Annotated in this window: 23 protein-coding genes and 1 tRNA gene; 8 read left to right on the top strand and 16 right to left on the bottom strand. The window is 32.4% G+C overall.

From position 1 onward, the window contains the following. Positions 1-29 precede the first annotated feature (29 nt). From KO504_RS09080 to KO504_RS09060, 5 genes are all read right to left on the bottom strand, one after another. Complete coding sequence (locus KO504_RS09080) at positions 30-1,205, bottom strand: primase-helicase family protein (protein ID WP_215926147.1); 1,176 nt, start codon at positions 1,203-1,205, stop codon at positions 30-32. Between the two features lies 1 nt (position 1,206). Continuing rightward, on the bottom strand, positions 1,207-1,377 hold the full coding sequence (locus KO504_RS09075) for a hypothetical protein (RefSeq protein ID WP_215926145.1): 171 nt from the start codon (positions 1,375-1,377) through the stop codon (positions 1,207-1,209). A 1-nt stretch (position 1,378) separates the two neighbouring features. Next, on the bottom strand, positions 1,379-1,708 hold the full coding sequence (locus KO504_RS09070; RefSeq protein ID WP_215926143.1) for a helix-turn-helix domain-containing protein: 330 nt from the start codon (positions 1,706-1,708) through the stop codon (positions 1,379-1,381). Positions 1,709-1,851: 143 nt separating this feature from the next. After that, positions 1,852-2,892, bottom strand: coding sequence for a hypothetical protein (locus KO504_RS09065; protein ID WP_215926141.1), 1,041 nt, complete (start codon positions 2,890-2,892; stop codon positions 1,852-1,854). A 10-nt stretch (positions 2,893-2,902) separates the two neighbouring features. Beyond that, on the bottom strand, positions 2,903-4,174 hold the full coding sequence (locus KO504_RS09060; RefSeq protein ID WP_215926139.1) for a tyrosine-type recombinase/integrase: 1,272 nt from the start codon (positions 4,172-4,174) through the stop codon (positions 2,903-2,905). Positions 4,175-4,296: 122 nt separating this feature from the next. Here KO504_RS09060 and KO504_RS09055 point away from each other — a divergent pair. After that, a tRNA-Ser gene (locus tag KO504_RS09055) sits at positions 4,297-4,383 on the top strand. Between the two features lie 29 nt (positions 4,384-4,412). On the opposite strand, the gene KO504_RS09050 is transcribed toward KO504_RS09055, so the two are convergent. From KO504_RS09050 to KO504_RS09030, 5 genes are all read right to left on the bottom strand, one after another. Further along, positions 4,413-5,252, bottom strand: a complete 840-nt coding sequence (locus KO504_RS09050) for an alpha/beta hydrolase family protein (RefSeq protein ID WP_215926137.1) — start codon at positions 5,250-5,252, stop codon at positions 4,413-4,415. Then, complete coding sequence (locus tag KO504_RS09045) at positions 5,252-8,011, bottom strand: PD-(D/E)XK nuclease family protein (protein WP_215926135.1); 2,760 nt, start codon at positions 8,009-8,011, stop codon at positions 5,252-5,254. The genes KO504_RS09050 and KO504_RS09045 overlap by 1 nt, the downstream gene beginning before the upstream one ends. Before the next feature lie 61 nt (positions 8,012-8,072). Continuing rightward, a complete protein-coding gene (locus KO504_RS09040; protein ID WP_215926133.1) occupies positions 8,073-9,470 on the bottom strand; it encodes an OmpA family protein in 1,398 nt (465 codons plus the stop codon). Positions 9,471-9,606: 136 nt separating this feature from the next. Continuing rightward, complete coding sequence (kbl, locus tag KO504_RS09035) at positions 9,607-10,800, bottom strand: glycine C-acetyltransferase (protein WP_215926131.1); 1,194 nt, start codon at positions 10,798-10,800, stop codon at positions 9,607-9,609. A gap of 40 nt (positions 10,801-10,840) precedes the next feature. Then, positions 10,841-13,972, bottom strand: a complete 3,132-nt coding sequence (locus tag KO504_RS09030; RefSeq protein ID WP_215926129.1) for a UvrD-helicase domain-containing protein — start codon at positions 13,970-13,972, stop codon at positions 10,841-10,843. A gap of 115 nt (positions 13,973-14,087) precedes the next feature. Between KO504_RS09030 and KO504_RS09025 the strand changes: the two genes are divergently transcribed. Beyond that, positions 14,088-14,696 (top strand): superoxide dismutase, encoded by a 609-nt coding sequence (locus KO504_RS09025; RefSeq protein ID WP_215926127.1) that lies wholly within the window; start codon positions 14,088-14,090, stop codon positions 14,694-14,696. Positions 14,697-15,214: 518 nt separating this feature from the next. Here the strand turns inward: KO504_RS09025 and KO504_RS09020 are convergent. From KO504_RS09020 to KO504_RS09005, 4 genes are all read right to left on the bottom strand, one after another. Beyond that, on the bottom strand, positions 15,215-17,113 hold the full coding sequence (locus KO504_RS09020; protein WP_215926125.1) for an amidophosphoribosyltransferase: 1,899 nt from the start codon (positions 17,111-17,113) through the stop codon (positions 15,215-15,217). A 69-nt stretch (positions 17,114-17,182) separates the two neighbouring features. Further along, entirely contained in the window at positions 17,183-18,109 is a 927-nt protein-coding gene (locus KO504_RS09015; RefSeq protein ID WP_215926123.1) for a PfkB family carbohydrate kinase, read from the bottom strand. 80 nt (positions 18,110-18,189) lie between these two features. Further along, positions 18,190-18,831, bottom strand: a complete 642-nt coding sequence (locus tag KO504_RS09010) for a ribonuclease H1 domain-containing protein (RefSeq protein WP_215926121.1) — start codon at positions 18,829-18,831, stop codon at positions 18,190-18,192. 93 nt (positions 18,832-18,924) lie between these two features. Further along, positions 18,925-19,491 (bottom strand): phosphoribosylglycinamide formyltransferase, encoded by a 567-nt coding sequence (locus KO504_RS09005; RefSeq protein WP_215926119.1) that lies wholly within the window; start codon positions 19,489-19,491, stop codon positions 18,925-18,927. A 185-nt stretch (positions 19,492-19,676) separates the two neighbouring features. Between KO504_RS09005 and KO504_RS09000 the strand changes: the two genes are divergently transcribed. The 5 genes from KO504_RS09000 (at position 19,677) to pyk (ending at position 23,979) form a co-directional block, all read left to right on the top strand. Next, positions 19,677-19,910 (top strand): acyl carrier protein, encoded by a 234-nt coding sequence (locus KO504_RS09000; RefSeq protein ID WP_013750595.1) that lies wholly within the window; start codon positions 19,677-19,679, stop codon positions 19,908-19,910. A gap of 13 nt (positions 19,911-19,923) precedes the next feature. Further along, the gene (gene fabF, locus KO504_RS08995) at positions 19,924-21,174 is read left to right on the top strand and encodes a beta-ketoacyl-ACP synthase II (protein ID WP_215926117.1); all 1,251 of its coding nucleotides are present in this window, start codon (positions 19,924-19,926) and stop codon (positions 21,172-21,174) included. A 7-nt stretch (positions 21,175-21,181) separates the two neighbouring features. Beyond that, entirely contained in the window at positions 21,182-21,922 is a 741-nt protein-coding gene (gene rnc / locus KO504_RS08990) for a ribonuclease III (RefSeq protein WP_215926115.1), read from the top strand. A gap of 133 nt (positions 21,923-22,055) precedes the next feature. Further along, positions 22,056-22,535 (top strand): IPExxxVDY family protein, encoded by a 480-nt coding sequence (locus tag KO504_RS08985; RefSeq protein WP_215926113.1) that lies wholly within the window; start codon positions 22,056-22,058, stop codon positions 22,533-22,535. Between the two features lies 1 nt (position 22,536). Continuing rightward, a complete protein-coding gene (gene pyk / locus KO504_RS08980; RefSeq protein WP_215926111.1) occupies positions 22,537-23,979 on the top strand; it encodes a pyruvate kinase in 1,443 nt (480 codons plus the stop codon). A 145-nt stretch (positions 23,980-24,124) separates the two neighbouring features. Here pyk and dinB read toward each other — a convergent pair whose 3' ends face one another. Further along, positions 24,125-25,228, bottom strand: coding sequence for a DNA polymerase IV (gene dinB, locus KO504_RS08975; RefSeq protein WP_215926109.1), 1,104 nt, complete (start codon positions 25,226-25,228; stop codon positions 24,125-24,127). 53 nt (positions 25,229-25,281) lie between these two features. Between dinB and KO504_RS08970 the strand changes: the two genes are divergently transcribed. Continuing rightward, entirely contained in the window at positions 25,282-25,749 is a 468-nt protein-coding gene (locus tag KO504_RS08970; RefSeq protein ID WP_215927391.1) for a CYTH domain-containing protein, read from the top strand. A 53-nt stretch (positions 25,750-25,802) separates the two neighbouring features. On the opposite strand, the gene KO504_RS08965 is transcribed toward KO504_RS08970, so the two are convergent. Continuing rightward, the coding region (locus KO504_RS08965) for an OmpA family protein (RefSeq protein WP_215926107.1) at positions 25,803-26,257 on the bottom strand (455 nt) is incomplete at its 5' end.

The raw sequence follows: 26,257 nt of genomic DNA, 5'->3' as shown, positions 1-26,257 counted from the left end.
CAATTCAACAATTCAACAGAATTTTGAGATTATAAATCCTCTTTTCTGAATGTGTAAAACCTTCCTTTGAAATTGTTAGAACCGACAATCATAGAGTTGTCTAATGGGTTTTCTGAAATATAATATTTCTTATAAGATGAGTTAATGTATGGGATTTTGAAGTGATTTTTTATTATATAAGAAACCCTGCTAGATGTGGTTCTGAAATTTAAATCTTTAAGCTTATTAACTAAGTCGGTTGCGGTATAGTAAAGTTCATTGACTTCAAATTTGTCAAACTCGTCTAGGAGTAATTCTTTAATTTCTCTAACAACACTATTTTGATTCCCTTTTTTTAGAACGAGCAAAGCATCGGTTTTAATTTCTTCTGGGCTAAACCACATTCTAGTTTTTTGTTTAGTTTTAATTTTTCGGGTATTTAAATAAAACATAAAATGTTTGAGTTCCGATTCTAAAGTTTTAATTAAGTTGGGAATTTCCTCTTTAAACGGTTCTACTTTTATGACCCAATATCGAATTTCCTCTTCATCAATATTTATAAAGGAGTCTTCATTGTTAGTACATAGGATAAACTTACCAAAAAAAGGTATTTCTACTTTGTCAACTCCTTTAGATTCGGCTTTATAGCTTTTTGCTGTAGATAGGTGTTTTAGTCTTTCGCTATCTTCGCGTTTTTGTAATAGAACTTCATCTATACAGATTAGTGTTTTGTAGGTCCAATCGGAATTGAAGCGTCCTCTGAAATCATCATTAGTATTTATAGTTAAATTATTTTTAAAAATTAATTTCAAGAAATATAGAAAGGTTGTTTTACCTGTGTTTCTTTCGCTGCTAGTTAAGCATAGAATTGGTAAAACCTGTTTTGGGTATTTCCAAATAATCGTTAAATAGTCTATGGCTAATTCATAATGATTTTTAAAAATATGTTTCAGAAATAGTTTAATTGTATTAAAATCACCCGCCACAAATTCATGTTCTAATTTGTGATACCTATTATAAAAATTGTCAATTTTTTGTTTAAAATTGGTATGAGAGGGTGAGTTGGTAAAGCCATCATATTTTTCTATTTTATTAATATAATCTTTGCCTTTATCAGTTATAATTTCGGCTTTTTTCCACCTTACAAGTTCGTCTGAAAAGCCACCATTAGGTAATGGTTTTTTAATTTTTTTATAATAATCTGTGCCTATTCTAAGATATTCCATGTTATTTTTTTAATAAGTTTATTGTAAACGTTCCTGTTTTTTCGAGGTCGGGGTTGTCTACTAATTTTATGTAGACAATAATCGACTGTAGCTCAGGGTCTTTCGATAATAGGTTTTTAGATTCTTCTAAAAATAACATTGAAAGCTTAGCTCTAATTTCTTGTTTAGTCATTTTACTTTCGTTTTAATGATTTTAGACAAGAATCAGCTTCTTCTTCAATGTCAAGAATTGTCTTTTGTTTCCCTTGTTTTATCCAATCTATAATTTCTGGTTTAAAGAAGAATAAACGACCATTTTTTTTGTGGTATGGTATTTCGTTTTTCTGACAGTAACTATAAATTGTTGGTTTTGTGTAGCCTGTGAGATTGGCTACATCGTTAATGTTTAAAGGGGTGTTGTTTTCAGTTTGTGGTTTAGCCTTGTTGAGTATTAAAGCTATTAATTTTTTGACGTCTTTTTTTACCTCGGCAACGTCTTTCTGTGTTTGTTCAAATGTCAACATATTTTACGGTTTTTAGTATTAAATATTCCGCAATATGTAGATTGATTTAGGTATGAATTTTCACGAATTTTCAAAAAGTTAAAAAACCCGTATAAAACAATAGTTGTTTAATATGTTTTTTTTAATAATAGAATTTTCACGAATTATAATGATATTTTATATAATCGTTTGAATGCTTTTATGATTTCTGGTTTTCCACTGCTAAATGCTTTGTATGGTTCTTTTTGATTTTGATTTATAGTGATATTAAATGTTTTGCAAAAAGCGACACCTACAGTTTTATAATCGATTGTTTCGGGAATTGCATAATTCTTTAAAGCAATATATAGGCTTCCAAGTAAGGTTTTTCCTGTGCCATATAGATTACCTCTTTTGGTGATAATATTGTAATTTTCATCCCAAATACGATTTTGTATTCCAATTTCTATTAACTCTTCAGTTTTTATTTTGGCAGTAGGCAGCCAAATATCGTTTAGTTCTTTGAGTTTTTTATTTGTTTGTGATTTTGTGAGTTCAGTATTTAAAAAAAGGTTTTCCTTAATACGCTTTCGTTGTTTTTTTAAAAACTTTAATTGAGGTTTTGCAAAATCAGATAAAACTCTTTCTGAATTTTTTGCAATCAATATATGAGTTTCGATTTCGCTAATAGTTTCATTAATTACTTTAAGCGCAGAGAGAGCGTCCATTTCGTTAAAAGTCTCGTCTAGTGTGAGTAAGGTGTGTGTTAATGTTATTGAATCAAATTTTTCGTAATTAAAAAGTAATTTGCCATTATTAGATGAGAAGCAAGATAAAAATTCAAAGGTTATTGCGCTTAATGATTCTTTGGACTCAAATAGATGTTTGTTAATTTTGATTAGGTTAGTGAATATTGTTAAATGTAAAATGAAATCCATTTCGACTATATTGAAGTAGTCGAGACATGCTTTGTCTGATTGAAGTTCACTCTTATTTTTACATACTTCACAAGTTTCTTTTATATTTTGTGGAATTGACGAATGAATTTCTCTATCGATACGTTGTATGAAATATTCAAATAATTCATCATTATTTAGGTATTCTTTAATTAATGAAGTTTGCTTTTTGGATTCAGCATTTAGGTCAATACTGTCTTTAAGATCGTTTGCTTTTTCTGCTATTTCTTCAGGTGATATGCTAAAGGTGTTGTCTAATTTTTTGAGCATAATTTTTAATTTAGAAATTCATTATAGAGTTTGAAAATTCTTTTTTTGTTGTGTCCTCAAATCCTGCGAAATAATTTTTTGTAACGTTAAGGTCGCTGTGATTTAAAGCTTCGCTTATGAATTCCATACTAGCTCCTTTACGTATAGAATTCGTTGCAAATGAGTGTCTAGCCCAATATGTAGAAATGTCGCTGGGTAAATCATTTCTTTTAGCTATTCTTTTAATATGGTCATTTATATACCTCGTGAAATTCTTAATTTTTTTATATTGAATTAGACTATTATCATTACTATTAATAATGTCAAATACAAAACCATCTTTGTTTTTATTCCCGTATTTTTTAATAATGCTTTCAGTGAAATCTGTTAAATAAATTGTTATCGCGGTTTTTTCAGCTGTTTTGTCAAATGTTTTGGCTCGATAATATAAGAATTTGTCTTCTTGAATATCTGAATACTTTAATAACGCAATGTCTTTTAAATTCATGCCATAACAAGCGTAGCTAAAGAACCAGAATGCCATTGATTTTGCTTCGTTGTCATTTAAAGTTTTTGCGTTAAATAAAGTATTCAGCTGTTCAGAGTTTAGTGCTTTTTTTACCTTTTTAGTTGTTGGTATTTTATATTTATTCTTGCCGAAAGGATATAATTCATTGTTAATGTCATTGTTTTCTATGGCATAGTTGAATACTGCTCTTAGTGTTCTTGTGTAAATTGCAATTGTCGTAAAGCTTTTGCTTTTAGACTTCATGTAGTTTTCATATTGCTTTAACCAATTGACATCAATTTTTTCAAATGTTAACTTTTCTATTTTGCAATTCTTCTCTGTTTCTGAAAATTCCTTAATAGAGTTAAGGGTGTATTTGTAGCTTTCAGCTGTGCCAATTTTATTGTTCTTAGTTTTGTCAGTTATAATCTTGTCAAAATAATATTTTATGCTATTCCTGTCAGAAGACTTTCTGAACAATTTAGTTTCAAAACGATTGAAGTCAAAAGTTATTAATTTCTTAGCTTCTTCGTTGGCTCTAGATTCAATTAACTGAAGTTTTAATCTAATTTCTTTGTTATTCCCTCTTAATTTTTTGTTCTTAGAATCCAACCATATATTAGTAAACTCTTTTTCTGTTAGGTCAATGCCTAGTGAATACCATTTTTCTTTTTGAGTGTTTTTTCCGTATACCCTTAGTTTAACGGGGTATTTTCCACTTTGTTTTTTGCGTCTATTGTCTAGCTTTATTGATATAAGATAGTCTTCCTTTTTTACTTTGGTAGAATAGCTCATTGTGATATGTTTTCTGCAAATATAAAAATTTACAGAATATTTGCAGAATATTTTTGTTATTAGACATATAATAGTCATTAAAGATTATTAATGAAATCTCTGATAATGTTAGGTTTTGTTAAGGAAAGGGTATTGTTTTAATATTAGACATATAATGTGATTCATGACTGGCAGTCAAGAGGTCGTGGGTTCGAATCCCATCTTCTCCACAAAAAGCATGCTTAAGGCGTGCTTTTTTTTATATTATAAACTGAATAGCCGTTTCGACAACAGTTTTTAATTCCTCAGAAAGTTCACTTTTACTCCAAGGATGTTTCGTATTAAACACATGATCTGCATTTTCAATAACCTTTAGTTGACTCTTAGGATTCCATTGATGTAACGCTTCCGCTTCACTGATATTTACGGAAGTATCGTTATCACCATGAATAATGAGCATTGGGATGTCTATTTGTGTTGTAGCTGCTTTGATATCAAGCTTCGCTTTATGAATTTCAAAATCTTCAAAGAATTGGTAATAATGCGGCATTTGTTGTTTCGTTCTACCATTCTCTGCGTATTTAACACCGTCTTCTTTCCATGTTTTAAGTGCTTCTTCAGAGCCAAACCGACTCGCAAAATCACTTACACTAGCCAAAGTAATCAGTTTAGTGATTCGTTGATCTTCCGAAGATTTTAGTAGCGCAATACCTCCGCCGCGACTATGACCAATTAAGCAAATAGTGTTGGTGTCTATTTTTGAATTCGATTTGAAATGATTTTGAGACCAAGTTATAACCGCATCTAAATCGTCTAGCTCTTTCGTGTAATTGTTATTTCCGAAAGCTTCCAAATCAGGAAAATCAATAGGATGTTCCATAGTGCCGCCATTATGTGAAAAATTGAATTTTATAAAACAAAATCCAGCATTGGCAAATGCTTCTGCCATAAGGTCCCATGCTCCCCAATCTTTAAACCCTTTATAGCCATGACAAAAAATAACTATAGGTTGATTTGATTTTTCTTCAGAATAAAAGGTATCAATTAAGATGGGTTTTTTACCATCTCTTTCTAAAATTATATGTTTATCAATTGTCATTAGTCCAGTTCTTTTTCAGTAAAATTAAGCTTTGGATTACAGATTTCTGTAATGAGTTTTTTGAGCTCTATTTCAAAATTATCTAAAGTTTCATTCGTAATTAATTGATCTTTTGTTCTCGCATGAGATGACGCCTTTTTTCCGAATTTCAATAAGCCTTCACCTAAATTTTTAAACGAAATAATGCCTGCTTCAATTGGTAGCACTATTAGATTTTGTTGTCGCATCATATAAGTGTAGCATAAAATTTGAAACGATTTACTGTACTTTGTGTAATCTGTAGTTAAGTCTTCCCAATTAACGATTTCTACTTTATTTTGTTCCACCTTACCCGATTTATAATCGATAACTCTAGTCATACCATTAAAGCTATCAATTCTATCTACTTTCCCTTTGAGTTTAATAGGGAAATCGAGACCCTCAATTTTAATATCAATGGCTTCATCAGCCTCAATCGAAAGGATTTTAATTTCATTACCTTGTTTAAGACTCTCTAATTCTAAATTTAAAAAATTTGAAATGTAACGTTGGGCAATTTCAAAAATGATAAGGTTTTTACCTTGAGAAAAACCACCTTTGTTGTAGAGTTCTTCAAAATGTTTGGTTACCATTTTCTTAGTACGACTTTTAAAATCTTTAAGATGCTCAATAGTTAAAATAGAACCTTCTAAGGGTTTATAAAAATCTTCAAGTGAATTGTGAATAACGGAACCTAAAGTGTTGGCTGCAATATTTTCTTCGACGTCTTCAAACTCTTTTATTCTGAGTATTTTTTCATAATAAAAATCTATCGGATTTCTGATATAATTGGTTAAGGACGAAGGTGAGTAGCCTTTACCAGATAATACTTTTATTTGTTCCATAACCGATGGTGTTTTTGTTATTTCGGTCAGTTTTTGTTCTACAATGGGAACATCTGGAGATACTATACTATTTTTAATTTCATGAATCCCTTCAACTTCTAGCTGTGTTAAGAATCTACTTTTTTCACCACCTTTTAGAGCATCAATTTCGGTGTTGTATAAAATATAGACGTTTTTAGCGCGTTGCAAAAGTCTATAAAAGTGATAGGTGTAAACGGCGTCTTTTTCTTTAAAAGTGGGTAGGTTATTTTCAATTTTTACGTCGAAAGGAATAAAGGAATTGTTCGTTTTTCCTGAAGGAAGAATCCCTTCATTTACAGAGCTTATAATCACCGTTTCAAAATCTAAAACACGCGATTCTAGCATTCCCATAATTTGAAGTCCTTCTAATGGTTCTCCTTTAAAATCTAGAGTTTCTGAGCTTAGGAGTTCTTTGTAAATAGACTGTAATGCAATTATTGACTCAAGGTATTTATAGGTTGTATCTAATTTTGATAATTGATTAAATAGGGTGTTAAAGCGATATAGATATTCTAATTCTAAACTGTGATGTTGTTTATTGCTATCAAAATTGGCTTTCATTTTTAAAATCAATTCAGAACAATTTTTTAAAGCGGTTTCTGGATTGTCGTTCCAAGACTGAAATAATAATGCTATAAGTTCTTTATGTGAGTTAGCAAGTTGTTTAAGTTCCTGTACAGTAATATAAACCGTATTATTTTTTTGAATATCTGCGACTATAGTACTTGAAACATTTGTTGTTGTAGTTTCAAATAAAGGATAAACGGAAGGGTGCGATAGTAATCCTATAACATCTTTGTAATAGAATTGCTTCGGATTGTTTTTATGAACATTAAATAGTTGCTCAAAAAACGAGGCTAAGGGAACAAACTGTAACGGCAAACCCATAGTAACATTGAGTTTGGTTATGTTTTTAGGAATAGAATTTAATACAGGAAGTAATAATTGTTCTTCTCCTAAAACGACTGCAATATTAGAAAAGTTAGTTTTGGTTTCTGTTAATTCCGATAATATTTGACCAATATATTTTGCTTGTCCAACAAGTTTGGGGATGCCAATGGCTTTAATATTCTTTTCTTCTTTGTAATGCGATGTGACCCAGTTAAAAGGATGCGTTTTAAAATAACTCCATTGTTTTCTGTGTTGTCTTGTAAACCACCCAGCATCATGTATAGTGTCATCAATAAAAGAAGTGTCAATATCCCAATAAATTTCAGCTAAATCATTTTTAAGTAAGCCTTGTATAATTTGAGATTCAGCAGTGTTTAAGGCATTAAAACCTAAAAAAATATGTGTTTTATGGGTAGAATTTTCAATATACGATTCTAAGTTTTCAACGGCTTCTCTATAAATTAGACCTTGATAACCTTGTTTGGACTGTAATAGGTTTTCCGTAAAAGCGGTGTAATACATTTTAAGTCGTTTCCAGAACTTTAAATGATTTTTAATAAGATTGGTTTGGTTCACTTCTAAAGACCAATGGTGAAGCTCTTTTATAGCATTTAAGTAGTCAAAGATGTGTTCTTGTGGAATGAGATAACGATCAATCTCGTTAAAATCTTGTAATAAGATTTGAGCCCATTTAGAAAACGATTCAAAAGACTCTTGTTCTTCTTCGTCAGTTAGTGCTTTATAGGATTCGTACAGTCTAAATAATAGATCTGTATTAGGTAGGTTTTGTAAACCAGATAACTCTTCTACAAATTCTTCACTGCTGAGTATTTGAGGAGCAAATATAGGTTGATCTATTAATGTAGAAAGGTGGTGCTTAAGAAAAACACCAGCACGTTTACTTGGTAGAATGAAATAGAGGTCTTCTAGTTTTAGGCCTTTCTTTTGAAGATCTATGAGAACCGATTTTATAAAACTTATCATTTTATAAAAATAAAAAACGCCCCGAATATCGGAGCGTTTTTTTAATATATTTTAGATGTGATTAGTTTTTCAACTTCACCTCTACACGTCTGTTTTCTTTTTTACCAGCTCTTGTTTTGTTGCTAGCGATAGGATTAGACTCACCGAAACCAGCAGCAGTTAATCTGTCAGCACTAATACCATTAGCGATTAAGTAATCTCTAACTGCATTTGCTCTTCTTTCAGATAAAGCTTGGTTCATTGATTTAGATCCATCAGAATCAGTATGACCTTCTAAAGAGAAGTTAGCTTGTGGGTATTCTTTAAAGATAGCTACCATTGACTGTAATACTTTGTCAGTTTGTTTCTGGAAAGTTGCTTTACCAGAGTTAAATAAGATAGATCTTGAATATTCATTTAAAGTATCCATTACTTCTTCAGTTGGCTTAACTTCAGGACAACCGTTGTTTGCCACTGTACCAGCTTCGTTAGGACATTTATCGTCTTTATCTAAAACACCGTCACCATCAGTATCTGGCCAAGGGCATCCGTTGTTTGCAGCAGGACCAGCTTGGTTAGGACATTTGTCATCACCATCAGCAACACCATCAGCATCAGCATCTGGACAACCAGCTAAAGATTTTAAACCAGCAACCTCAGGACAGTTGTCATCTTTATCCATTACACCGTCACCATCAGTGTCAGGACAACCGTTAAACTCAGCTAAACCAGCATCGTAAGGACAATCATCTTTAGAATCTTGAATACCATCATTATCAGAATCAGGACAACCGTTAAAGATTTCTAATCCAGCTTCTTCAGGACATGCATCATCCTGGTCATAAATACCATCACCATCAGTATCAGTACCACCAAACTTGAAAGTAAGACCAACTGAATGTTGGAAATGTGTAGGTAAATAATCTTCAAAAGCATGCTTATAAGTAGATTGAACATCTAAGCCTAAGTTTTCAGAGAACCAGTATTTTAAACCTAAAGTTCCGTTTAAAGTTCCAGCTCCGATTTCATCAAGCCAAGTGTAACCACCACCAACACCTAAATAAGGGTCGATTGTTTTAGACTGTACAAGATCCATAAAACTGTAAGATACAGCACCATCTAAACCATAGTAAGTTAAATCGTCAATTTTGTTTGTAGACTCTTCTCCTGTAATAGGATCGAAGTTTGAACCAAATTTGTCAATTCTATTTATAGAACCTTTAGCAGTAAAAGTAAAACCATCACTAAGGTATCTAGATACAGAGACTGTAGATAGCGAAGGAAGAATGTTCCAGTGATCTTTCGCATTAAAGTACTCGTCAAAATAGTCACCTTGAGGTGTGTCTTCTCCTACAGGGTAAAAGTCAACTGCGTTAGCTCCAATTGTAATAGCCCATGGATTGTTCTTGTCTTGAGCATTAGAAGTGCTAAAACTTGCGATAAGCACTGCTACAAAAAATAATCTGCTAAGATTTTTCATATTCTAATTAATTTTAATTTTTAAGTGTTAATTGTTAGCAAAAGTAAGTTGTTAAACTTTATTAACAAAGACAAATATATAAAATTATTGGGATATCGCCCTAATATAGAGTGTTTGTGTTAATAATTGTAGTATATCAGATAACATTTAATGATTTTCCCACTTTAATGAAAGCTGAAATGGCCTTATCTAGCTGATTCTTATCATGTGCAGCAGAGAGTTGTACCCTAATTCTAGCTTTATCTTTTGGGACTACAGGATAAAAGAAACCAATAACATAGATGCCTTCTTTTAATAACATATTTGCCATATTTTGAGATAATTTAGCATCATATAACATTACTGGGACAATTGCAGAATCACCATCAACAATATCAAAACCAGCTTCCTTCATTCCTTTCTTGAAGTATTTGGTGTTCCAATCTACTTTATCTCTTAATGTAGTGTCATTTTTAAGCATGTCAAATACTTTAATAGAAGCACCAACTATTGCTGGAGCTAGAGAATTTGAAAACAAGTAAGGTCTAGAGCGTTGACGTAATAACTCAACGATTTCCTTTTTTGCTGTGGTATAACCACCCATGGCTCCACCAAGTGCTTTTCCTAAAGTTCCTGTAATAATATCAATTCTGCCTAAAACACCCTTTTCTTCTAATGTTCCAATTCCTGTTTCACCAATAAACCCTGTGGCGTGACATTCGTCAATCATTACCATAGCATCATACTTATCTGCTAAATCACATATTTTATCTAAAGGAGCAACAAGGCCATCCATAGAAAACACACCATCAGTTACAATAATTTTGAAGCGTGCTCCATTAGCATTGGCTGAAATTAATTGCGTTTCTAAATCTGCCATATCATTATTTTGGTAACGATATCTAGCTGCTTTACACAATCTTACACCATCTATAATAGAAGCGTGATTTAAAGAGTCTGATATTATAGCATCTTCTTTTGTTAGTAAAGGTTCAAAAACGCCTCCATTGGCATCAAAGGCTGCAGCGTATAATATCGTGTCTTCTGTTCCGTAGAAATCGGCAATTTTTTGTTCTAATTCTTTATGAATATCTTGAGTACCACAAATAAAACGTACTGAAGACATCCCAAAACCATGTGTGTCCATAGTGTCTTTTGCCGCTTGGATTACATCTGGATGTGATGATAAACCTAAATAATTATTAGCACAGAAATTTAATACCTTCTGTCCTGTGTTAAGCGTTATTTCTGCACCTTGGGGAGACGTGATGATACGCTCTTCCTTAAAAAGACCAGCTTCTTTTATAGACTCTATTTCTTGTTGTAAATGGTTTTTTATATCTCCGTACATAATTTAAATTTTGTTGTTTAAGCAAAGATACTAGGAAAAATTAGACTTCAAGAACTTCAATTGTGTCATTTATATAAACCAGTAATTTATGGGTTACAGTTAAATTCATCTCATTTAAAATAACCTCATAATTGTTAAGCTGATTTGCATAAGACTCTTTGGCCTCTCCGGTTTTGTAATCTATAAGAATAGCTTCATTTTTTGAATTAATGTTCAGGCGGTCTGGACGTAGAATTAAACCTGTGCTTGTAATAATATCACGTTCATTGTAAATGGTGAAATCATTGTGAAAGTACCTTTCTAATTTAGGATGTTTTATAACGTCTAAAACTAGAGATTTTAATGTATCGCTATGTTCTGTTGTTATTTCTCCTGAAATCAATAAATCATTAAAAGCAAAATCGACATCTTCAACAGTTTTTATTTTCGATAAAATTAAATGTACCAAGTTACCACGTTCAATGGCGGCTTCTTGTTGTGTGTCCCAAAGTAATCCGGATTTGGTGACAATTTTTAAATTGTGCTCTTCTTTTGGAACTGAAATTAATTTTAAAGGATTAGAAGTTCGTGTTTTTTCCGAAATGTTTTCATTTGGTTTTAGTAATCCATAGCTGTAGGTCAATTGATTTTCGTTCCATTTATTTTCGTGCTGTAAAAAATTAATAAATAGCCCTGCATAAGTATTTGTGTTTACCTCTCCTTTTGAATTGATGTCTTTTTTAGAAATAACATATAATTGCTCTACAGCTCTAGTTAAAACTACGTAAAGCAAATTAATGTTGTCTAATTCTAATTGCGATTGGTGTGTGTGGTAAATTTGATTTCCGATATCTCCAAAATGTTCAACATCTTTATTGTAATTAAGTAATAGCGTTTCGTAACCATTATAATCTTCTGCTTTAACAGGAAACCATACTTTTGGTTCTATTTCTCTATAAATATCTAAATCTGCATAAGGAAATATTACCACAGGGAATTCTAAGCCTTTTGATTTATGGATGGTCATAATTTGAACCGCGCTCATATGCTCAGGAGTTACCACGCTTAATTTATCTGCTTTCTTTTCAAAATAATTGATAAAAGCAGCAACATCTGCATTTTGCTTTTGTGTAAATTCTAAAACAACATCTAAATAAAACTGTAGGTATGCATCTGAGGTTTCATTTAGATTAAAAAGTCTAACCACATGTTCTACCAATTCGTATAATGGTAATTGAAGGCATTGGTTTTTGTCTACATAAATGTTTAGTTGTTTTAATTCTGAAAACATCTCATCAATGTTTTTTCTGAGATAAGAGACAAAAAATAGATGTGTATCTTCAATTTGATTTTGTGCTGCCAAATAGGAGAGGACTTCAACTTTTAAACTGTCGTTATTCGGTTGAATAAGTAACTTTAAAAACGAATTAATAAAATTAACTTTATCCGAATTTTTTAAAAGCAAGGTTTCCGAGGATGTAATCTTAATTCCATTTTCATTGAGGTAATTAGCAATAGCGACTCCTTCTTTTCGTTTTCTTACCAAAACACAAATATCATCTAATGGAAATCCATTAGCTTGACATGCTTTTATAGTTTCTAAAACCTCGTTGGCATATAACTCGTGGATATCGTCTTCCTTTTGAATGTCTAAAAAATTAAGATTCACATAACCTTCAGATTTGTTATGTGTATTTTGTTTCGCCTTTTTGTAAAGGTCTGCATAAGCGGCTTCACTAAAAGTAGTTTCACTTAAAAATTCAAAAAACGAATTATTAAACTCAATAACAGCTTTTGAGCTTCTGTAATTGGTGTCTAATGGTAATACTTCGGCTTCAATCTGAAATGGATTATCAATGGTATTATAAAGTTTAATAAACTGTTCTGCTTCACCACCTCTCCATCTGTAAATGGCTTGTTTGGCATCTCCAACGAGCATTGCCGAGCCATTGGCGGCAGAAAGAGCGTTTTCTAGCAAGGGCACTAAATTTTCCCATTGCATTTTAGAGGTGTCTTGAAATTCATCTATAAAATAATGTTTGAATTTTTCACCCAAACGTTCATAGATAAAAGGTGTTGGTTGATTTTTAATCTCTTTAGCAATAATAGTATTGAATTCTGAAATCAACATCTTGTTTTGGTCAGCCTTTAAAGTGTCTAATTCATTTTTAATGGCGTTTAAAACCGAAAGGGGAGTGACATTCCTGTAAAATCCTTTTTTAAGCTTTATGTTGAAAATTGACGTTTTTGAAGCCACAAAATATTCCGATAATTTTGGTTGAATACTTTCAATAGTTGATGCAACATCATCAGAAACACGTTTAGGGTAAAGTGTATTGCCTTCAATTAAATCGTTTTGCCAAGCAGAATCAAAGCCAACCGAAAATTGCTTGGCAGCTAATTTTTCAAAATGTTTTGGAAGCGAACTTCTATTGAAGTCATTAAATTGTAAACCAGATGCTTCAATTAGAGTTAAAGCGTTAAGTGCTATAGTTTCAATTTTTTCTTCAAGCAGAATAATTTCTTTAGCTAATTGTTGTTTTAAAACTTTAAAATCATCAAGTGTCTTTTCTTTTAAAGTATTAATGGCAAAAAGGTCATTTTCGTTAATTAATAATTTTGAAATCTTATTAAAATCAAAACTAATGTCCCAACTTTTGTCTTCGTCTGCTTTTTCTATTGCAAAATCGACCAAGACTTTGGTTAAGGTTTTGTCACTGCCAGCTTTAGAAATAAGACTGTCAACAGCTTCATTTAAAAGGCGTTCTTGGTCTAGTTCAACTTCAAAATTTACAGGCAATTTTAAATCGTGCGCAAAAGTTCTAATAACTCTATGCGTAAAGCCGTCAATTGTAGAAATGTCAAACGCACCATAGTTATGGATTATGTGTTTTAGAATGTGTTTAGATTTGTTGTGAAGAATTTCGGGCTTAATATCTAATTCACCACAAATAGCTTCAAACATTGGATGTGGTGTTGTTAGACTTTCTTCTGACGAAAAAGATTTTAGCATATCAACAATTCGCTCTTTCATTTCACCTACCGCTTTGTTAGTAAATGTAATAGCTAAAATAGATTTAAATTGATCGTAACTTTTAGATTGAATTAATATTTTGAGATAAGCTTTGGCTAGTGTAAATGTTTTACCACTACCAGCTGATGCATTATATATTTTGAAGGCTGAATTTTGCAAGAGATAATTTTTATACCAAAATAGGGAATCTTAATAGTTTATTAAGAAAAAATCTCAGACAAAATTGTAAATTTGAGTGCAAACAAAATATTAACTAATTAAAAACAATAATATTATGGCTTTCGAATTACCGAAATTAAAATATGCTTATGATGCTTTAGAACCAAATATTGATGCTCGTACTATGGAGATACATCATACTAAACATCATCAAGGCTACACAAATAAATTAAATGCAGCAATTGAAGGAACAGATTTAGAAGGAAAGACTATTGAGAATATCCTTATCAATCTAGATAAAGAGAATAAGGCTGTTAGAAATAATGGAGGTGGGTTTTATAACCATTCATTATTTTGGGACATTATGAATCCTGAAGGAAAAGGGCGATTATCTGGAGAATTAAAAGATGCTATTGAAGCAAAATACGGTTCTTTTGATGTGTTTAAAGACGAATTTTCTAAGGCAGCGGCAACGCAATTTGGTTCTGGTTGGGCTTGGTTGTGCGTGCATGAAGGTGGAAAAGTTGAAGTTTGTTCTACACCAAATCAAGATAATCCATTAATGCCAGGAGTTGGTTGTGGAGGTACACCAATTTTAGGTTTAGATGTTTGGGAGCATGCTTATTATTTAAATTACCAAAACAGAAGACCAGATTATATTGAAGCATTCTTTAACGTAATTAATTGGAATGAAGTTGAAAGACGATATGCTGAAGCTAAATAAGCTTAAAAGTATTTTAAATTAAAAAAATCCGAGTCTTTATATATAGACTCGGATTTTTTTATGGTTAAATTTTTGATTCTTTTGTTTGAGAATTGGGCATGAAAAAGGATGAACAGTTGTTCATCCTTTTTGCCCCAAATCTACCATAAACTTAACCTACTTATGTTATGGTGAGTCAAATATAAGAGGACATTGTTTCTCTAATCAATTTTTTGGACAAACGACCTATATATTAGTCTAAGAGTGGAAACTACTATGTTTCGGACTTGTTTGAGAGATGAATTTGTATCTTAAATGAAGATCTGACTTAAAGTAACACTTTAAATTAAGTGTATAAAAAAAGGTGAACGAAGTTCACCTTTTTTTGCCCCAAATCTACCATGAACTTAACCTACTTATGTTATGGTGATACCAATGTATATTTAATTTGTTAAAGCGAATGCATGAATCCGACGAAATGCATTTTCCTTAGACGAAATACGTAATTTATCGGATTAAAAGTCGTTTAGAGTCGTTGTTTAGTAGGCGCGCTCTTTATTTCCTTCATAAAAGTTAATAAAAGCTCTGTTTACTACTCTGTTTCCTCCTGGTGTAGGATAATCTCCAGTAAAGTACCAATCACCTAAGTTTTTAGGACAGGCTTTATGCAGATTTTCAACAGGTTGGAAAATAATTTTCACTTCGGCATTAACATTTTCATCACTTAATAATTCTGAAATTTTATCAGAAATCTGTTCGTCTGTAAAATTATCGTAAATCTCTTTTACATGGTTGACAACATTTTTATCTTTAATGTTTACCTGCTTAAGACATTTGTGATAGACCTCTTCTACAATATGATATTGATTAGTGTCTTTTAATAATTCTAAAGCCGCCCTAAAAGCAATTAAAGTTTCTAAGTTGGCCATGTCTATACCATAACAATCAATGTAACGAATTTGAGGAGCTGAAGAAACCACCACAATTTTCTTAGGGTTTAATCGGTCCATCATTTTAATAATACTCTTTTTTAGAGTTGTACCTCTAACAATACTATCATCAATAATCACTAAGTTGTCGGTTGGTTTTATAACACCATAAGTAACGTCATAGACGTGTGCTACTAAATCATCTCTGCTACTATCTTCAGTAATAAAGGTTCTTAGTTTTACGTCTTTAATAGCTATTTTTTCAATTCTTGGGCGTTCCGATAAGATTTCGGTGACCTTTTCTGCTGATAATTGACCGTTACCATTTAATATAGAGGCTGTTTTCTGTTCGTTGAGATGATCTTCAACGGTTTCAATCATGCCATAAAATGAGGTTTCCGCTGTATTAGGAATGTACGAAAACACACTATTTTTGGTGTCGTTATTAATAGCTTCAAGAACTTTAGGCATTAATAAACGCCCAAGCATTTTACGTTCTTGATATATTTCAGCATCACTACCACGAGAAAAATAGACACGTTCAAAAGAACAAGCTTTGCGTTCTAAAGGTTCTAATATTTTTTTGATTTTTGTTTCACCAGATTTTTTGGTAATAATAGCATGTCCTGGTTCTAATTCTTTTACGGCTTCAAAAGGCACGTTAAACACGGTTTGAATTACAGGGCGTTCTGATGCTACGACAACAATTTCATCATCTTCATAGTAGTAAGTTGGTCTTATGCCGGACGGATCTCTTAATACAAAAGAATCACCATGGCCTAATAAACCTGCCATGGCATAACCACCATCCCAGTTTTTGGCAGCACGCTTTAAAATTTTTCCAACTTTTAAACGTTCTGCGATTAAAGGAGAACATTCATTTTTATTGTAGCCTTCTTTTTTGAGATCTTTATAAATTTTTGAAACAGCATCATCTAAAAAGTGACCAATCTTTTCCATTACAGTAATGGTGTCTGCTTTTTCTTTTGGATGCTGACCAATTTCAATAAGATTATCGAAAAGTTCATTAACATTGGTCATGTTAAAGTTTCCTGCGACAATGAGGTTTCTGTGCATCCAGTTGTTTTGTCTTAAAAATGGATGAACACTTTCTACACTGTTTTTACCAAATGTACCATATCTAACGTGGCCTAGTAGTACCTCGCCTATGTACGGAATGTGCTTTTTCTGTAAATCAACATCGTCTTGATATTCCGGGTGGCTTGTAAGCTCGTGGTTAATACGTTCGTTAATTTGAGCAAAAATATCCTGTATGGGTTGTTGGGCAATAGATCGCACGCGACTAATGTAGCGTTCTCCAGGTTTTACGTCTAATTTAATACTTGCAAAACCAGCTCCGTCTTGTCCACGGTTGTGCTGTTTTTCCATCATTAAATACATTTTGTTAACACCATAAAAAGCACTGCCATACTTTTCTTTATAATATTCTAATGGTTTTAAAAGTCTAATAAGTGCAATTCCGCACTCATGTTTTAACGCATCACTCATGATTAATTTTTTCCGCTATTTATTTTTTTTGTGAAATAAAAAACGCGCTCAATTTATGAGCGCGTTAGTTTATGCTAATTCTATATCAAATTGTGTCAGACTCTTAAATTGGTCTAGACGTTTATAAATTTCTTTATCTGTTAAATTTTGCATGCGCTCCGTGCCAAATTTTTCAACACAGAAAGAAGCTAACGTTGAGCCGTAGATGACAGCTGTTTTCATATTCTCAAAAGAGAAGTCGCCTGTTTTAGCTAAATAACCAGCAAAACCACCAGCAAATGTATCTCCGGCACCTGTTGGGTCAAAGACTTCTTCTAGAGGTAAGGCAGGAGCATAGAATACATTATCATCATGAAACAATAAGGCTCCGTGTTCTCCTTTTTTAATCACTACATATTTAGGTCCCATGCCATGAATTTTTCTCGCTGCAACGACTAAAGAGTATTCTCCTGTTAATTGTCTTGCTTCTTCATCATTAATAGTAATAACGTCTACGTTTTTAATGACAGACAGTAAATTATCTAAAGCGATGTCCATCCAGAAATTCATAGTGTCTAGAATGGCTAGTTTAGGTTTTGTTGTCATTTGGTCTAATACACCTTGCTGTACAAGAGGGTGTAAGTTACCTAGCATAACAACTTCTGAATCTTTATAATTTTCAGGAACAATTGGATTAAAATGCTCCAATACATTGAGTTCTGTAGCTAAGGTATCACGAGAGTTCATATCGTTATGATATTTTCCACTCCAAAAGAACGTTTTGCCGTCTTTTACAATTTCTACACCATCGATATTTACATTTCTATTTTTTAAAAGATCTAAATATTCTTGAGGAAAATCGCCGCCAACAACAGAAACTGCTGCAGAATCTACATGGAAATTTGAAGCGGATAAACCTATATATGTTGCTGCACCACCAAGGATCTTATCGGTTTTACCAAAAGGTGTTTCAATGGCATCAAAGGCTACAGTGCCAACAATTACTAATTTACTCATAAAAGAAGTTTGAATTAAAGTGCAAATTTACGTAAAAATTATTCCTTGTGAAACATCAATTAACGCAATGCAAAATAGATTTATTTCCTTCCAAAATCTGCAGGAATTTCTCCCCAAGCTTTGGTTTCCCATTTCACAATAGTTGTAGAATACTCATTAGTCTTTAGCCATTCTACAGCACGATCTACTAAGTCGTAAACGGGTTTGTTCTTGGCATTACGAGGAAGTTTAGAATTACAGGTTTTTTTGCGTACCCAACTCATAGCGGTTCTAGAATCCGTGTACATTATACGGTCGCTATTGTGCTTTTTTAAAAAGGCTAACCCATGAACTAAGGCTAAAAATTCGCCAATATTATTAGTGCCTTGTTCAAAAGGGCCTTGAATAAAGAGCTGTTTTTTTGTCTTGGTATCGACACCCCTATATTCCATAATCCCAGGATTTCCACTTGACGCTGCGTCTACAGAAATAGAATGGTAATTGGGTTGTCCTATTTTTTTTAGCTCAGCTTCCGAGAGTCCACTAGAAAACGTTTTATTTTTCCCTATATAATTAAAGTAATCTCCTTCTAATGCTTTTTCGGCTTCTTCAAGTGTAGGGAAAGATTTGTATTGTGCACCTTGGTAGTCTTTAATTTGAGCTTTACAGGCATTCCAAGTACTATAGACTCCTTTTTTGTGGCCTTTCCAAACAGTATAATATTTTTTTTTCTTTTTACTCATGTTTACTTCCCGTGAAAACGGAAATCTTTTTATGTCATTTTAAAATGAAATGAAGAATCTAGAAAAGATACTTCGACAAGCTCAGTATGACATCTATCTATTTAATATTTTCTCAACCACCTTTGGGAAATGTTCCATTTCTAACAAATGAATCTTTTTAGCAACATCTTCGGCAGAGTTGGTAGGTAAAACCTTACATTTTTCTTGAAAAATAATAGCTCCTTCATCATAATCTTCATTTACATAGTGAATGGTAATGCCAGTTTCTGTTTCTTTATTTTTAACAACAGCGTTATGCACATGCATGCCGTACATGCCTTTTCCACCATACTTTGGTAATAATGCAGGATGAATATTAATGACTTTATTTTCAAATTTTTCTAAAATAAAATCAGGAAATTTCCAAAGAAAACCAGCTAACACTATCAGGTCTGGTTGAGATACTTCTAATATGTTTAAGACATCTTCAGATTTAGAAAATGCTATTCTGTTAAAAGATAAGGCGCTAACATTTAGTTTTTTACAACGGTCAAGCACTTTGGCATGAGGATTGTTAGTTAGTACCTGAATAACAGACGCAGTATCGCTGTTGTGAAAAAACTTAATTAAATTTTCAGCATTAGAGCCACTTCCGGACGCAAAAATTACAATACGTTTCATTTACAGGTATATTTCTTCTTTATTATTCAAACAAAAAAAAGAATAATAATTAACAATTAGGAGTAAATACTAAATACTTTATCTTTATTTTTACTAAATTAAAAACACATTTTATCGGTAAAGATGAATATTCAAATAAAGTTTTTTATTTTTGCCATCTAATTAAAACTTAAAATTAAAAAATTATGTCAGACATTGCATCACGAGTAAAAGCGATTATCGTAGATAAATTAGGTGTTGATGAAAACGAAGTTGTAACTGAAGCAAGCTTCACAAACGATTTAGGAGCGGATTCATTAGATACTGTAGAATTAATAATGGAATTCGAAAAAGAATTCGATATTCAAATACCAGACGATCAAGCTGAGAATATAGCAACAGTTGGTCAAGCGGTTTCTTATATAGAAGAAGCAAAATAATAACTCAATTTTTATGGAATTAAAGCGAGTCGTAGTAACGGGTTTAGGTGCACTTACACCAATAGGAAACACCAAGGATGAATATTGGGAAGCTCTTATTAGTGGCAAAAGTGGTGCCGCACGTGTAACACATTTTGATCCTGAAAAGTTCAAAACAAAATTCGCTTGTGAAATAAAAAACTTTGAAGTTACTGACTTTATTGATAGAAAGTTAGCAAAGCGAATGGATAAGTTTTCGCAGTATGCAATGGTGGCTTCAGATGAAGCAATTGCAGACTCAAAACTAGATTTAGACGCCCTAAACAAATTAAGAGTTGGAGTTATTTGGGGAGCTGGTATTGGCGGATTAGAAACATTTCAAGATGAAGTGTTAAACTTTGCAGCCGGTGATGGTACACCTCGATTTAACCCTTTCTTCATACCAAAAATGATTGCTGATATAGCACCTGGAAACATATCTATAAAGTATGGTTTCATGGGACCTAATTATACCACTGTATCTGCATGTGCGTCTTCTGCAAATTCAATGATCGATGCTTTAAACACTATTCGTTTAGGGTCTTGTGACGTGATTATTACAGGAGGAAGTGAAGCAGCAGTTACAATTGCTGGTATGGGAGGTTTTAATGCTATGCACGCCATGAGTACGCGTAACGATGATCCTCAAACAGCTTCGAGACCATTTGATGCTAACCGAGACGGTTTTGTATTAGGTGAAGGTGCAGGAGCTATTGTTTTAGAAGAGTACGAACACGCTAAAGCAAGAGGAGCTAAAATCTACGCAGAAGTTGTAGGTGGAGGTTTATCTTCAGATGCGTATCATATGACAGCCCCACATCCAGAAGGTATTGGTGTTGTTGCGGTAATGAAAAATTGTTTAGAAAATGCAGGTTTAAGTCCTGAAGATGTAGATCATATAAATACACACGGTACATCAACACCTTTAGGTGATGTTGCCGAGTTAAAAGCTATATCTGAAGTATTTGGAAGTCATGCAAAAAACATAAATATTAATTCGACAAAATCTATGACAGGTCACTTGTTGGGTGCTGCTGGAGCTATTGAAGCTATTGCTTCTATATTAGCGATGGAACACGGTATTGTACCACCAACAATTAACCATGAAACGGTAGATGAAAACATAGATCCAGAATTAAATTTAACGCTCAATAAAGCTCAGAAACGAGACATTAAAGTCGCGATGAGTAATACATTTGGATTTGGCGGTCACAACGCTTGTGTAGTATTCAAAAAATTAGATTAAATCCCGAATGAGCTTCATTCGTAACATATTAAATTCCCGCTCTCACGAGAACGGGAATTTTTTTTTACAACTCAAGGATATTATTGGCTTTAAGCCAAAAACAAAATCAATTTATTTAACAGCGTTTACCCATCGGTCCATGAATATTAAGGACGATCAAGGAAACCCTATTAACTACGAACGATTAGAGTTTGTAGGTGATGCTATCCTTGGCTCTGTAATTGCAGCCTACTTATTTGAAAAAGTGCCTCATGGCGATGAAGGCTACCTTACCAAAATGCGCTCTAAAGTAGTTAGTAGAGAGCACCTTAATAAACTGGGAGAGGAATTACGACTTATAGATTTTGTAGAAAGTAAAATACCTAAGTCTAATTTTGGTGACAATATTCACGGCAATCTTTTTGAAGCTTTAGTTGGGGCCATTTATTTAGATAAAGGTTATAGTTTTTGTGAGAAATTCGTTTATAAACGTGTTATTAATCCACATGTAGATATTGAGTCTTTAGAAGGTAAAGTCATTAGTTATAAAAGTTTATTGATAGAGTGGTGCCAAAAAGAGAAAAACACATTTAACTATGAAATTTATGAAGATACAGGCAATGATGAATTAAAACATTTTTCTGTAAAGCTTATTATTAATGATAAAGTAGTTTCAAAAGCAAGAGCAACATCAAAGAAGAAAGCAGAAGAAAAAGCTTCCAAACGCGCTTTTTTTGCATTTCAAAACCAAATTTCAAAACTTCACTAGATTAAACCCTCTTTATTAAAATTAAATTAATCTTACGATAACGTTTTCGTAGATTTTTTGGATTAATCTTAACTTATTCTTATTAAAATAAATCTTTTAATACACTATATTTACCGTTCAAAGTTATAATTGTATGGCTTTACACAAACTTCAGGTAGATGATTTTTATGATGATTCATATAAACTAATTGCTATTCATTGTAGATTAGAAGATTATCGATTGGCTTATTTGCTCAACAAGCATTTAGAGCTTAAGTTAGAACGTAAGGATAAAGATATAGACTTTAGGTATTTAGAGTCGTCATACAGTATTTTTGAATGGGATAACGAAAAGGAATACGTCTTTTGGAATTTAATTTCTAATACTTGTAAAAAGGAAGAAGATGGTTTAAGTAGTACAGGAACATTATTTAATGGTAGTGAAAAAGTACTTAAAACATTTCATCTAATTTCGGAGTTTAAAAAGGTTGATTTTTTTCTAAAAATTTCAGACGAAATAGAAAATGTAGATGAAAAAGAAATCTTATTTAAATTACAAGCTATTCCACAAATTATAACAAGTTATGCGGTAGATCCGTTAAAAATAAAGTCGAAAGACCATTTAATTTTTTGAATTGATGTCAAACAAGAAAACAAAAATAGTAGCCACATTAGGTCCAGCAACAAGTACAAAAGAAGTATTAAAAGCAATGTTGGATGAAGGCTGTAATGTATTTAGAATTAATTTTTCTCACGCCGATTATAAAGACGTCGAGGAACGTATAAAAATGATAAGAGAGCTCAACGAAGAGTTTGGCTACAATGCCTCAATTTTAGGAGATTTACAAGGTCCTAAATTGCGTGTTGGCACCATGAAAGGAGAAGTAATAGTCAATGAAGGAGACGAAATCATTTTTGCAACAGGAAAGCGTTTTGAAGGAACAAAGGAACGTGTTTACATGACTTATGATAAGTTTCCTCAAGATGCAAAACCAGGTGAACGCATTTTATTAGACGATGGAAAATTAATTTTTGAAGTTGTTTCTACAGATAAAAAATCTGAAGTTAAAGCAAGAGTAATACAAGGAGGGCCTTTAAAATCTAAGAAAGGAGTCAACCTTCCAAATACCAATATTTCGCAACCAGCGTTAACAGAGAAGGATATTGAAGATGCTATCTTTGCTATTGGGCAAAAAGTAGATTGGATCGCTTTATCATTTGTGCGTCATGCTGAAGATTTAATGGAATTAGAACGTTTAATTTCTGAACATAGTGATCATAAAATTCCAATTATTGCTAAAATTGAAAAACCAGAAGCAGTAGAAAATATTGATAAAATTGTCGCGTATTGTGATGGTTTAATGGTAGCTCGTGGTGATTTAGGAGTTGAGATTCCTGCTGAAGAAGTGCCATTAATTCAAAAGCAATTAGTGCTTAGAGCCAAACGCGCTAGAATTCCAGTAATTATTGCAACTCAAATGATGGAAACCATGATTACGAGTTTAACTCCGACACGTGCAGAGGTAAATGATGTAGCCAATTCTGTTATGGATGGCGCAGATGCTGTAATGTTATCCGGAGAAACTTCTGTTGGGCAATATCCTGTGCAAGTTATTCGTCAAATGGCAAATATTATACGTAGTGTAGAAGATTCACCTTTAATTGAAGTGCCTCAATCTCCTCCTCATATTCGTACTAAAAGATATATTACAAAAGCAATTTGCTATCATGCAGCAAACATGGCAAACGAAATTAATGCGAAAGCCATTTCTACATTAACAAATAGTGGTTATACGGCATTTCAAATTTCGGCATGGAGACCTTCTGCTCATATTTTAGTGTTTACTTCAAACAAACGTATATTAACACAGCTAAACCTTCTTTGGGGAGTTACAGCATTTTATTACGATAAATTTGTAAGTACAGATGAAACTATTGAAGATGTAAATGCTATAGCTTGTAAAAAAGGTTATTTAGATGTTGGTGATATGTTAATTAGTTTAGCAGCAATGCCAATACAAGAAAAAGGTATGGTAAATACACTAAGAGTTACTGAGATAGAAAGTTGTAGTTTTTAAAAAATAAGCTTTAATTATTATAGAAATAGCGATTGAATTTAAAATTCAATCGCTATTTTTTTTATATCATTAATTTTGGTGCTGAAGCAAATTAAAGAATAAAGTTGAGTTTTATGATTTGCAAAAGAACTTCTCACGACTTCATTTAAAATTCAAATTTTAACTGTACGCTAACAGCCGTTTCTTCTTCCTTTTTAATTTTCTTATCATCTGTATTCAAATTAGATAAAGAAATACCTAAAAGTCTAACGGAGTTGTTCAGGGTATCCTGATATAATAAATCTTTAGCGGTGTCTAATATTATTGCTTTTTCACTCACAAAATAAGGTAAGGTTTTGCTTCGTGTTTGTAGTGAAAAATCGCTGTATTTTATTTTTAAGGTTATGGTTTTTCCTGCAACTTTACTTTTTAATAGTCGTTTTGAGACTTCTTCAGCAATATGTTCTAATTTTTCAAACATATAGATTTCAGAGGATAGATTTTCACTAAATGTGCGTTCTGCAGCCAAAGATTTTCTTATGCGGTTGGGTTTTACTTCACTATAGTGAATACCTCTAACGACATCATAATAGTAGCGGCCAGATTTTCCAAAATGTTCATCTAAATACTCAAGTGTCTTCGATTTCAAGTCTTTTCCTGTAAAAATGCCTTTTTGATACATTTTTTCAGCAGTCACTTTTCCAACACCATAGAATTTTCGAATGTCTAAGTCTTCTAAAAATTTGAGAACATCTTCTGGGTTTACTGTTTTTTGTCCATTAGGTTTATTATAATCGCTAGCGACTTTAGCGATAAACTTATTAATAGAGATGCCTGCGGAAGCTGTTAAGCCTACTTCGTCATAAATCCTTGCTCTTATATTCTGAGCTAATAAAGTAGCGCTAGGCAATCCTATTTTGTTGTTTGTGACATCTAAGTATGCTTCATCCAAAGATAAGGGTTCAACTAAATCAGTATATTCAAAAAAGATTTTACGAATACGTTTAGATATTTCGGTATAGCGTGCAAAATCAGTTTTTACAAAAATTAATTCGGGACACAACTTTATAGCTAATCGGCCAGACATGGCACTTTTTACTCCAAATTTTCGAGCTTCGTAACTAGCGGCACTTACTACTCCGCGTGTTCCACCACCTCCAACAGCAATAGGTTTTCCTCTAAGTTCTGGATTATCCATTTGTGCTACAGAGGCATAAAACGCATCCATGTCTACATGAATTATCTTTCTTATTGGTAAATCGTTAAGCATAGTGTAAATTTAGGCATTAAATGCCTTTTAAAAGGTAATTGTTATTATGTATGATGATAGAAATAGAAAGAAAATTTTTAGTAAACTCTAAAGCTTTCAAGTCAGAAGCCTTTAATAGTTATGCCATTAAACAAGGCTTTTTAAATAGTCACAAAGAGCGCACTGTACGTGTAAGATTAAAAAAAGAATTGGGTTATTTAACCATTAAAGGGAAATCTACGGCTAATGGTTTATCTCGTTTTGAATGGGAAAAAGAAATTTCTATAATGGAGGCTGAAAGTCTTTTAGAATTATGTGAAGCTGGTATGATTGAGAAAACACGCTATGAAGTAAGGCTTGGCAATCATATTTTTGAAATCGACGAGTTTTTTGGAGCTAACAAAGGTTTAATTATAGCTGAAGTAGAATTAAATTCCGAAGATGAAGTTATTGAATATCCAATATGGTTGGGCAAAGAAGTTACAGGTGAAGTAAAGTATTATAATTCGCAATTGAGTAAAAATCCTTTTACTACTTGGTAAAAAAAAAGCCTATTCATTTTACAGAATAGGCTTTTTTTATAATTAGTTATTTTTTATTCAGCTACAGGAGCACCACTTACAATAAGGAACTCTGAACGTCTGTTTTCAGCATGTTGTTCTTTAGTACAACCCGCAGAACAATCTATTTTAGGTTCAGATTCACCTTTACCAACACCAGAAATACGAGAGGCATCAATACCTTTAGATATTACGTATTGTACTGTTGTTTTTGCTCTACGATCAGAAAGACCTGTGTTGTAGGCTTCAGGACCTCTTTCATCTGTGTGTGATGTTACACTAATAACCATTTCAGGATATTTTTTCATAATCTGAACTAATTTATCTAATTCAAAAGCAGCTTGAGCTGTAATGTTAGACTTATCAAATTCAAAGAAAATAGGTGCTAAATCAATTTTCACAGGTGTAATTAATTTTTCAATAGGATCTAAAGAAATTTGGATGTTATTTTCTTCTTCGTTAGTGCCTTTAACAGGAACTTTTTTACTGT

It is taken from the genome of Winogradskyella psychrotolerans (assembly GCF_018860565.1).
GTDB classification, from domain to species: Bacteria; Bacteroidota; Bacteroidia; order Flavobacteriales; family Flavobacteriaceae; genus Winogradskyella; species Winogradskyella damuponensis.
Note: the sequence above shows the minus strand (reverse complement) of the source record. Positions and strands in the feature narration are given on the sequence as shown.

What these genes read in the sequence shown, in the direction of transcription:
- KO504_RS09080 (WP_215926147.1), bottom strand. Translation starts at nt 1,205, where the DNA reads ATGGAATATCTTAGAATAGGCACAGATTATTATAAAAAAATTAAAAAA.
- KO504_RS09075 (WP_215926145.1), bottom strand. Translation starts at nt 1,377, where the DNA reads ATGACTAAACAAGAAATTAGAGCTAAGCTTTCAATGTTATTTTTAGAA.
- KO504_RS09070 (WP_215926143.1), bottom strand. Translation starts at nt 1,708, where the DNA reads ATGTTGACATTTGAACAAACACAGAAAGACGTTGCCGAGGTAAAAAAA.
- KO504_RS09065 (WP_215926141.1), bottom strand. Translation starts at nt 2,892, where the DNA reads ATGCTCAAAAAATTAGACAACACCTTTAGCATATCACCTGAAGAAATA.
- KO504_RS09060 (WP_215926139.1), bottom strand. Translation starts at nt 4,174, where the DNA reads ATGAGCTATTCTACCAAAGTAAAAAAGGAAGACTATCTTATATCAATA.
- KO504_RS09050 (WP_215926137.1), bottom strand. Translation starts at nt 5,252, where the DNA reads ATGACAATTGATAAACATATAATTTTAGAAAGAGATGGTAAAAAACCC.
- KO504_RS09045 (WP_215926135.1), bottom strand. Translation starts at nt 8,011, where the DNA reads ATGATAAGTTTTATAAAATCGGTTCTCATAGATCTTCAAAAGAAAGGC.
- KO504_RS09040 (WP_215926133.1), bottom strand. Translation starts at nt 9,470, where the DNA reads ATGAAAAATCTTAGCAGATTATTTTTTGTAGCAGTGCTTATCGCAAGT.
- kbl (WP_215926131.1), bottom strand. Translation starts at nt 10,800, where the DNA reads ATGTACGGAGATATAAAAAACCATTTACAACAAGAAATAGAGTCTATA.
- KO504_RS09025 (WP_215926127.1), top strand. Translation starts at nt 14,088, where the DNA reads ATGGCTTTCGAATTACCGAAATTAAAATATGCTTATGATGCTTTAGAA.
- KO504_RS09020 (WP_215926125.1), bottom strand. Translation starts at nt 17,113, where the DNA reads ATGAGTGATGCGTTAAAACATGAGTGCGGAATTGCACTTATTAGACTT.
- KO504_RS09015 (WP_215926123.1), bottom strand. Translation starts at nt 18,109, where the DNA reads ATGAGTAAATTAGTAATTGTTGGCACTGTAGCCTTTGATGCCATTGAA.
- KO504_RS09010 (WP_215926121.1), bottom strand. Translation starts at nt 18,831, where the DNA reads ATGAGTAAAAAGAAAAAAAAATATTATACTGTTTGGAAAGGCCACAAA.
- KO504_RS09005 (WP_215926119.1), bottom strand. Translation starts at nt 19,491, where the DNA reads ATGAAACGTATTGTAATTTTTGCGTCCGGAAGTGGCTCTAATGCTGAA.
- KO504_RS09000 (WP_013750595.1), top strand. Translation starts at nt 19,677, where the DNA reads ATGTCAGACATTGCATCACGAGTAAAAGCGATTATCGTAGATAAATTA.
- fabF (WP_215926117.1), top strand. Translation starts at nt 19,924, where the DNA reads ATGGAATTAAAGCGAGTCGTAGTAACGGGTTTAGGTGCACTTACACCA.
- rnc (WP_215926115.1), top strand. Translation starts at nt 21,182, where the DNA reads ATGAGCTTCATTCGTAACATATTAAATTCCCGCTCTCACGAGAACGGG.
- KO504_RS08985 (WP_215926113.1), top strand. Translation starts at nt 22,056, where the DNA reads ATGGCTTTACACAAACTTCAGGTAGATGATTTTTATGATGATTCATAT.
- dinB (WP_215926109.1), bottom strand. Translation starts at nt 25,228, where the DNA reads ATGCTTAACGATTTACCAATAAGAAAGATAATTCATGTAGACATGGAT.
- KO504_RS08970 (WP_215927391.1), top strand. Translation starts at nt 25,282, where the DNA reads ATGATAGAAATAGAAAGAAAATTTTTAGTAAACTCTAAAGCTTTCAAG.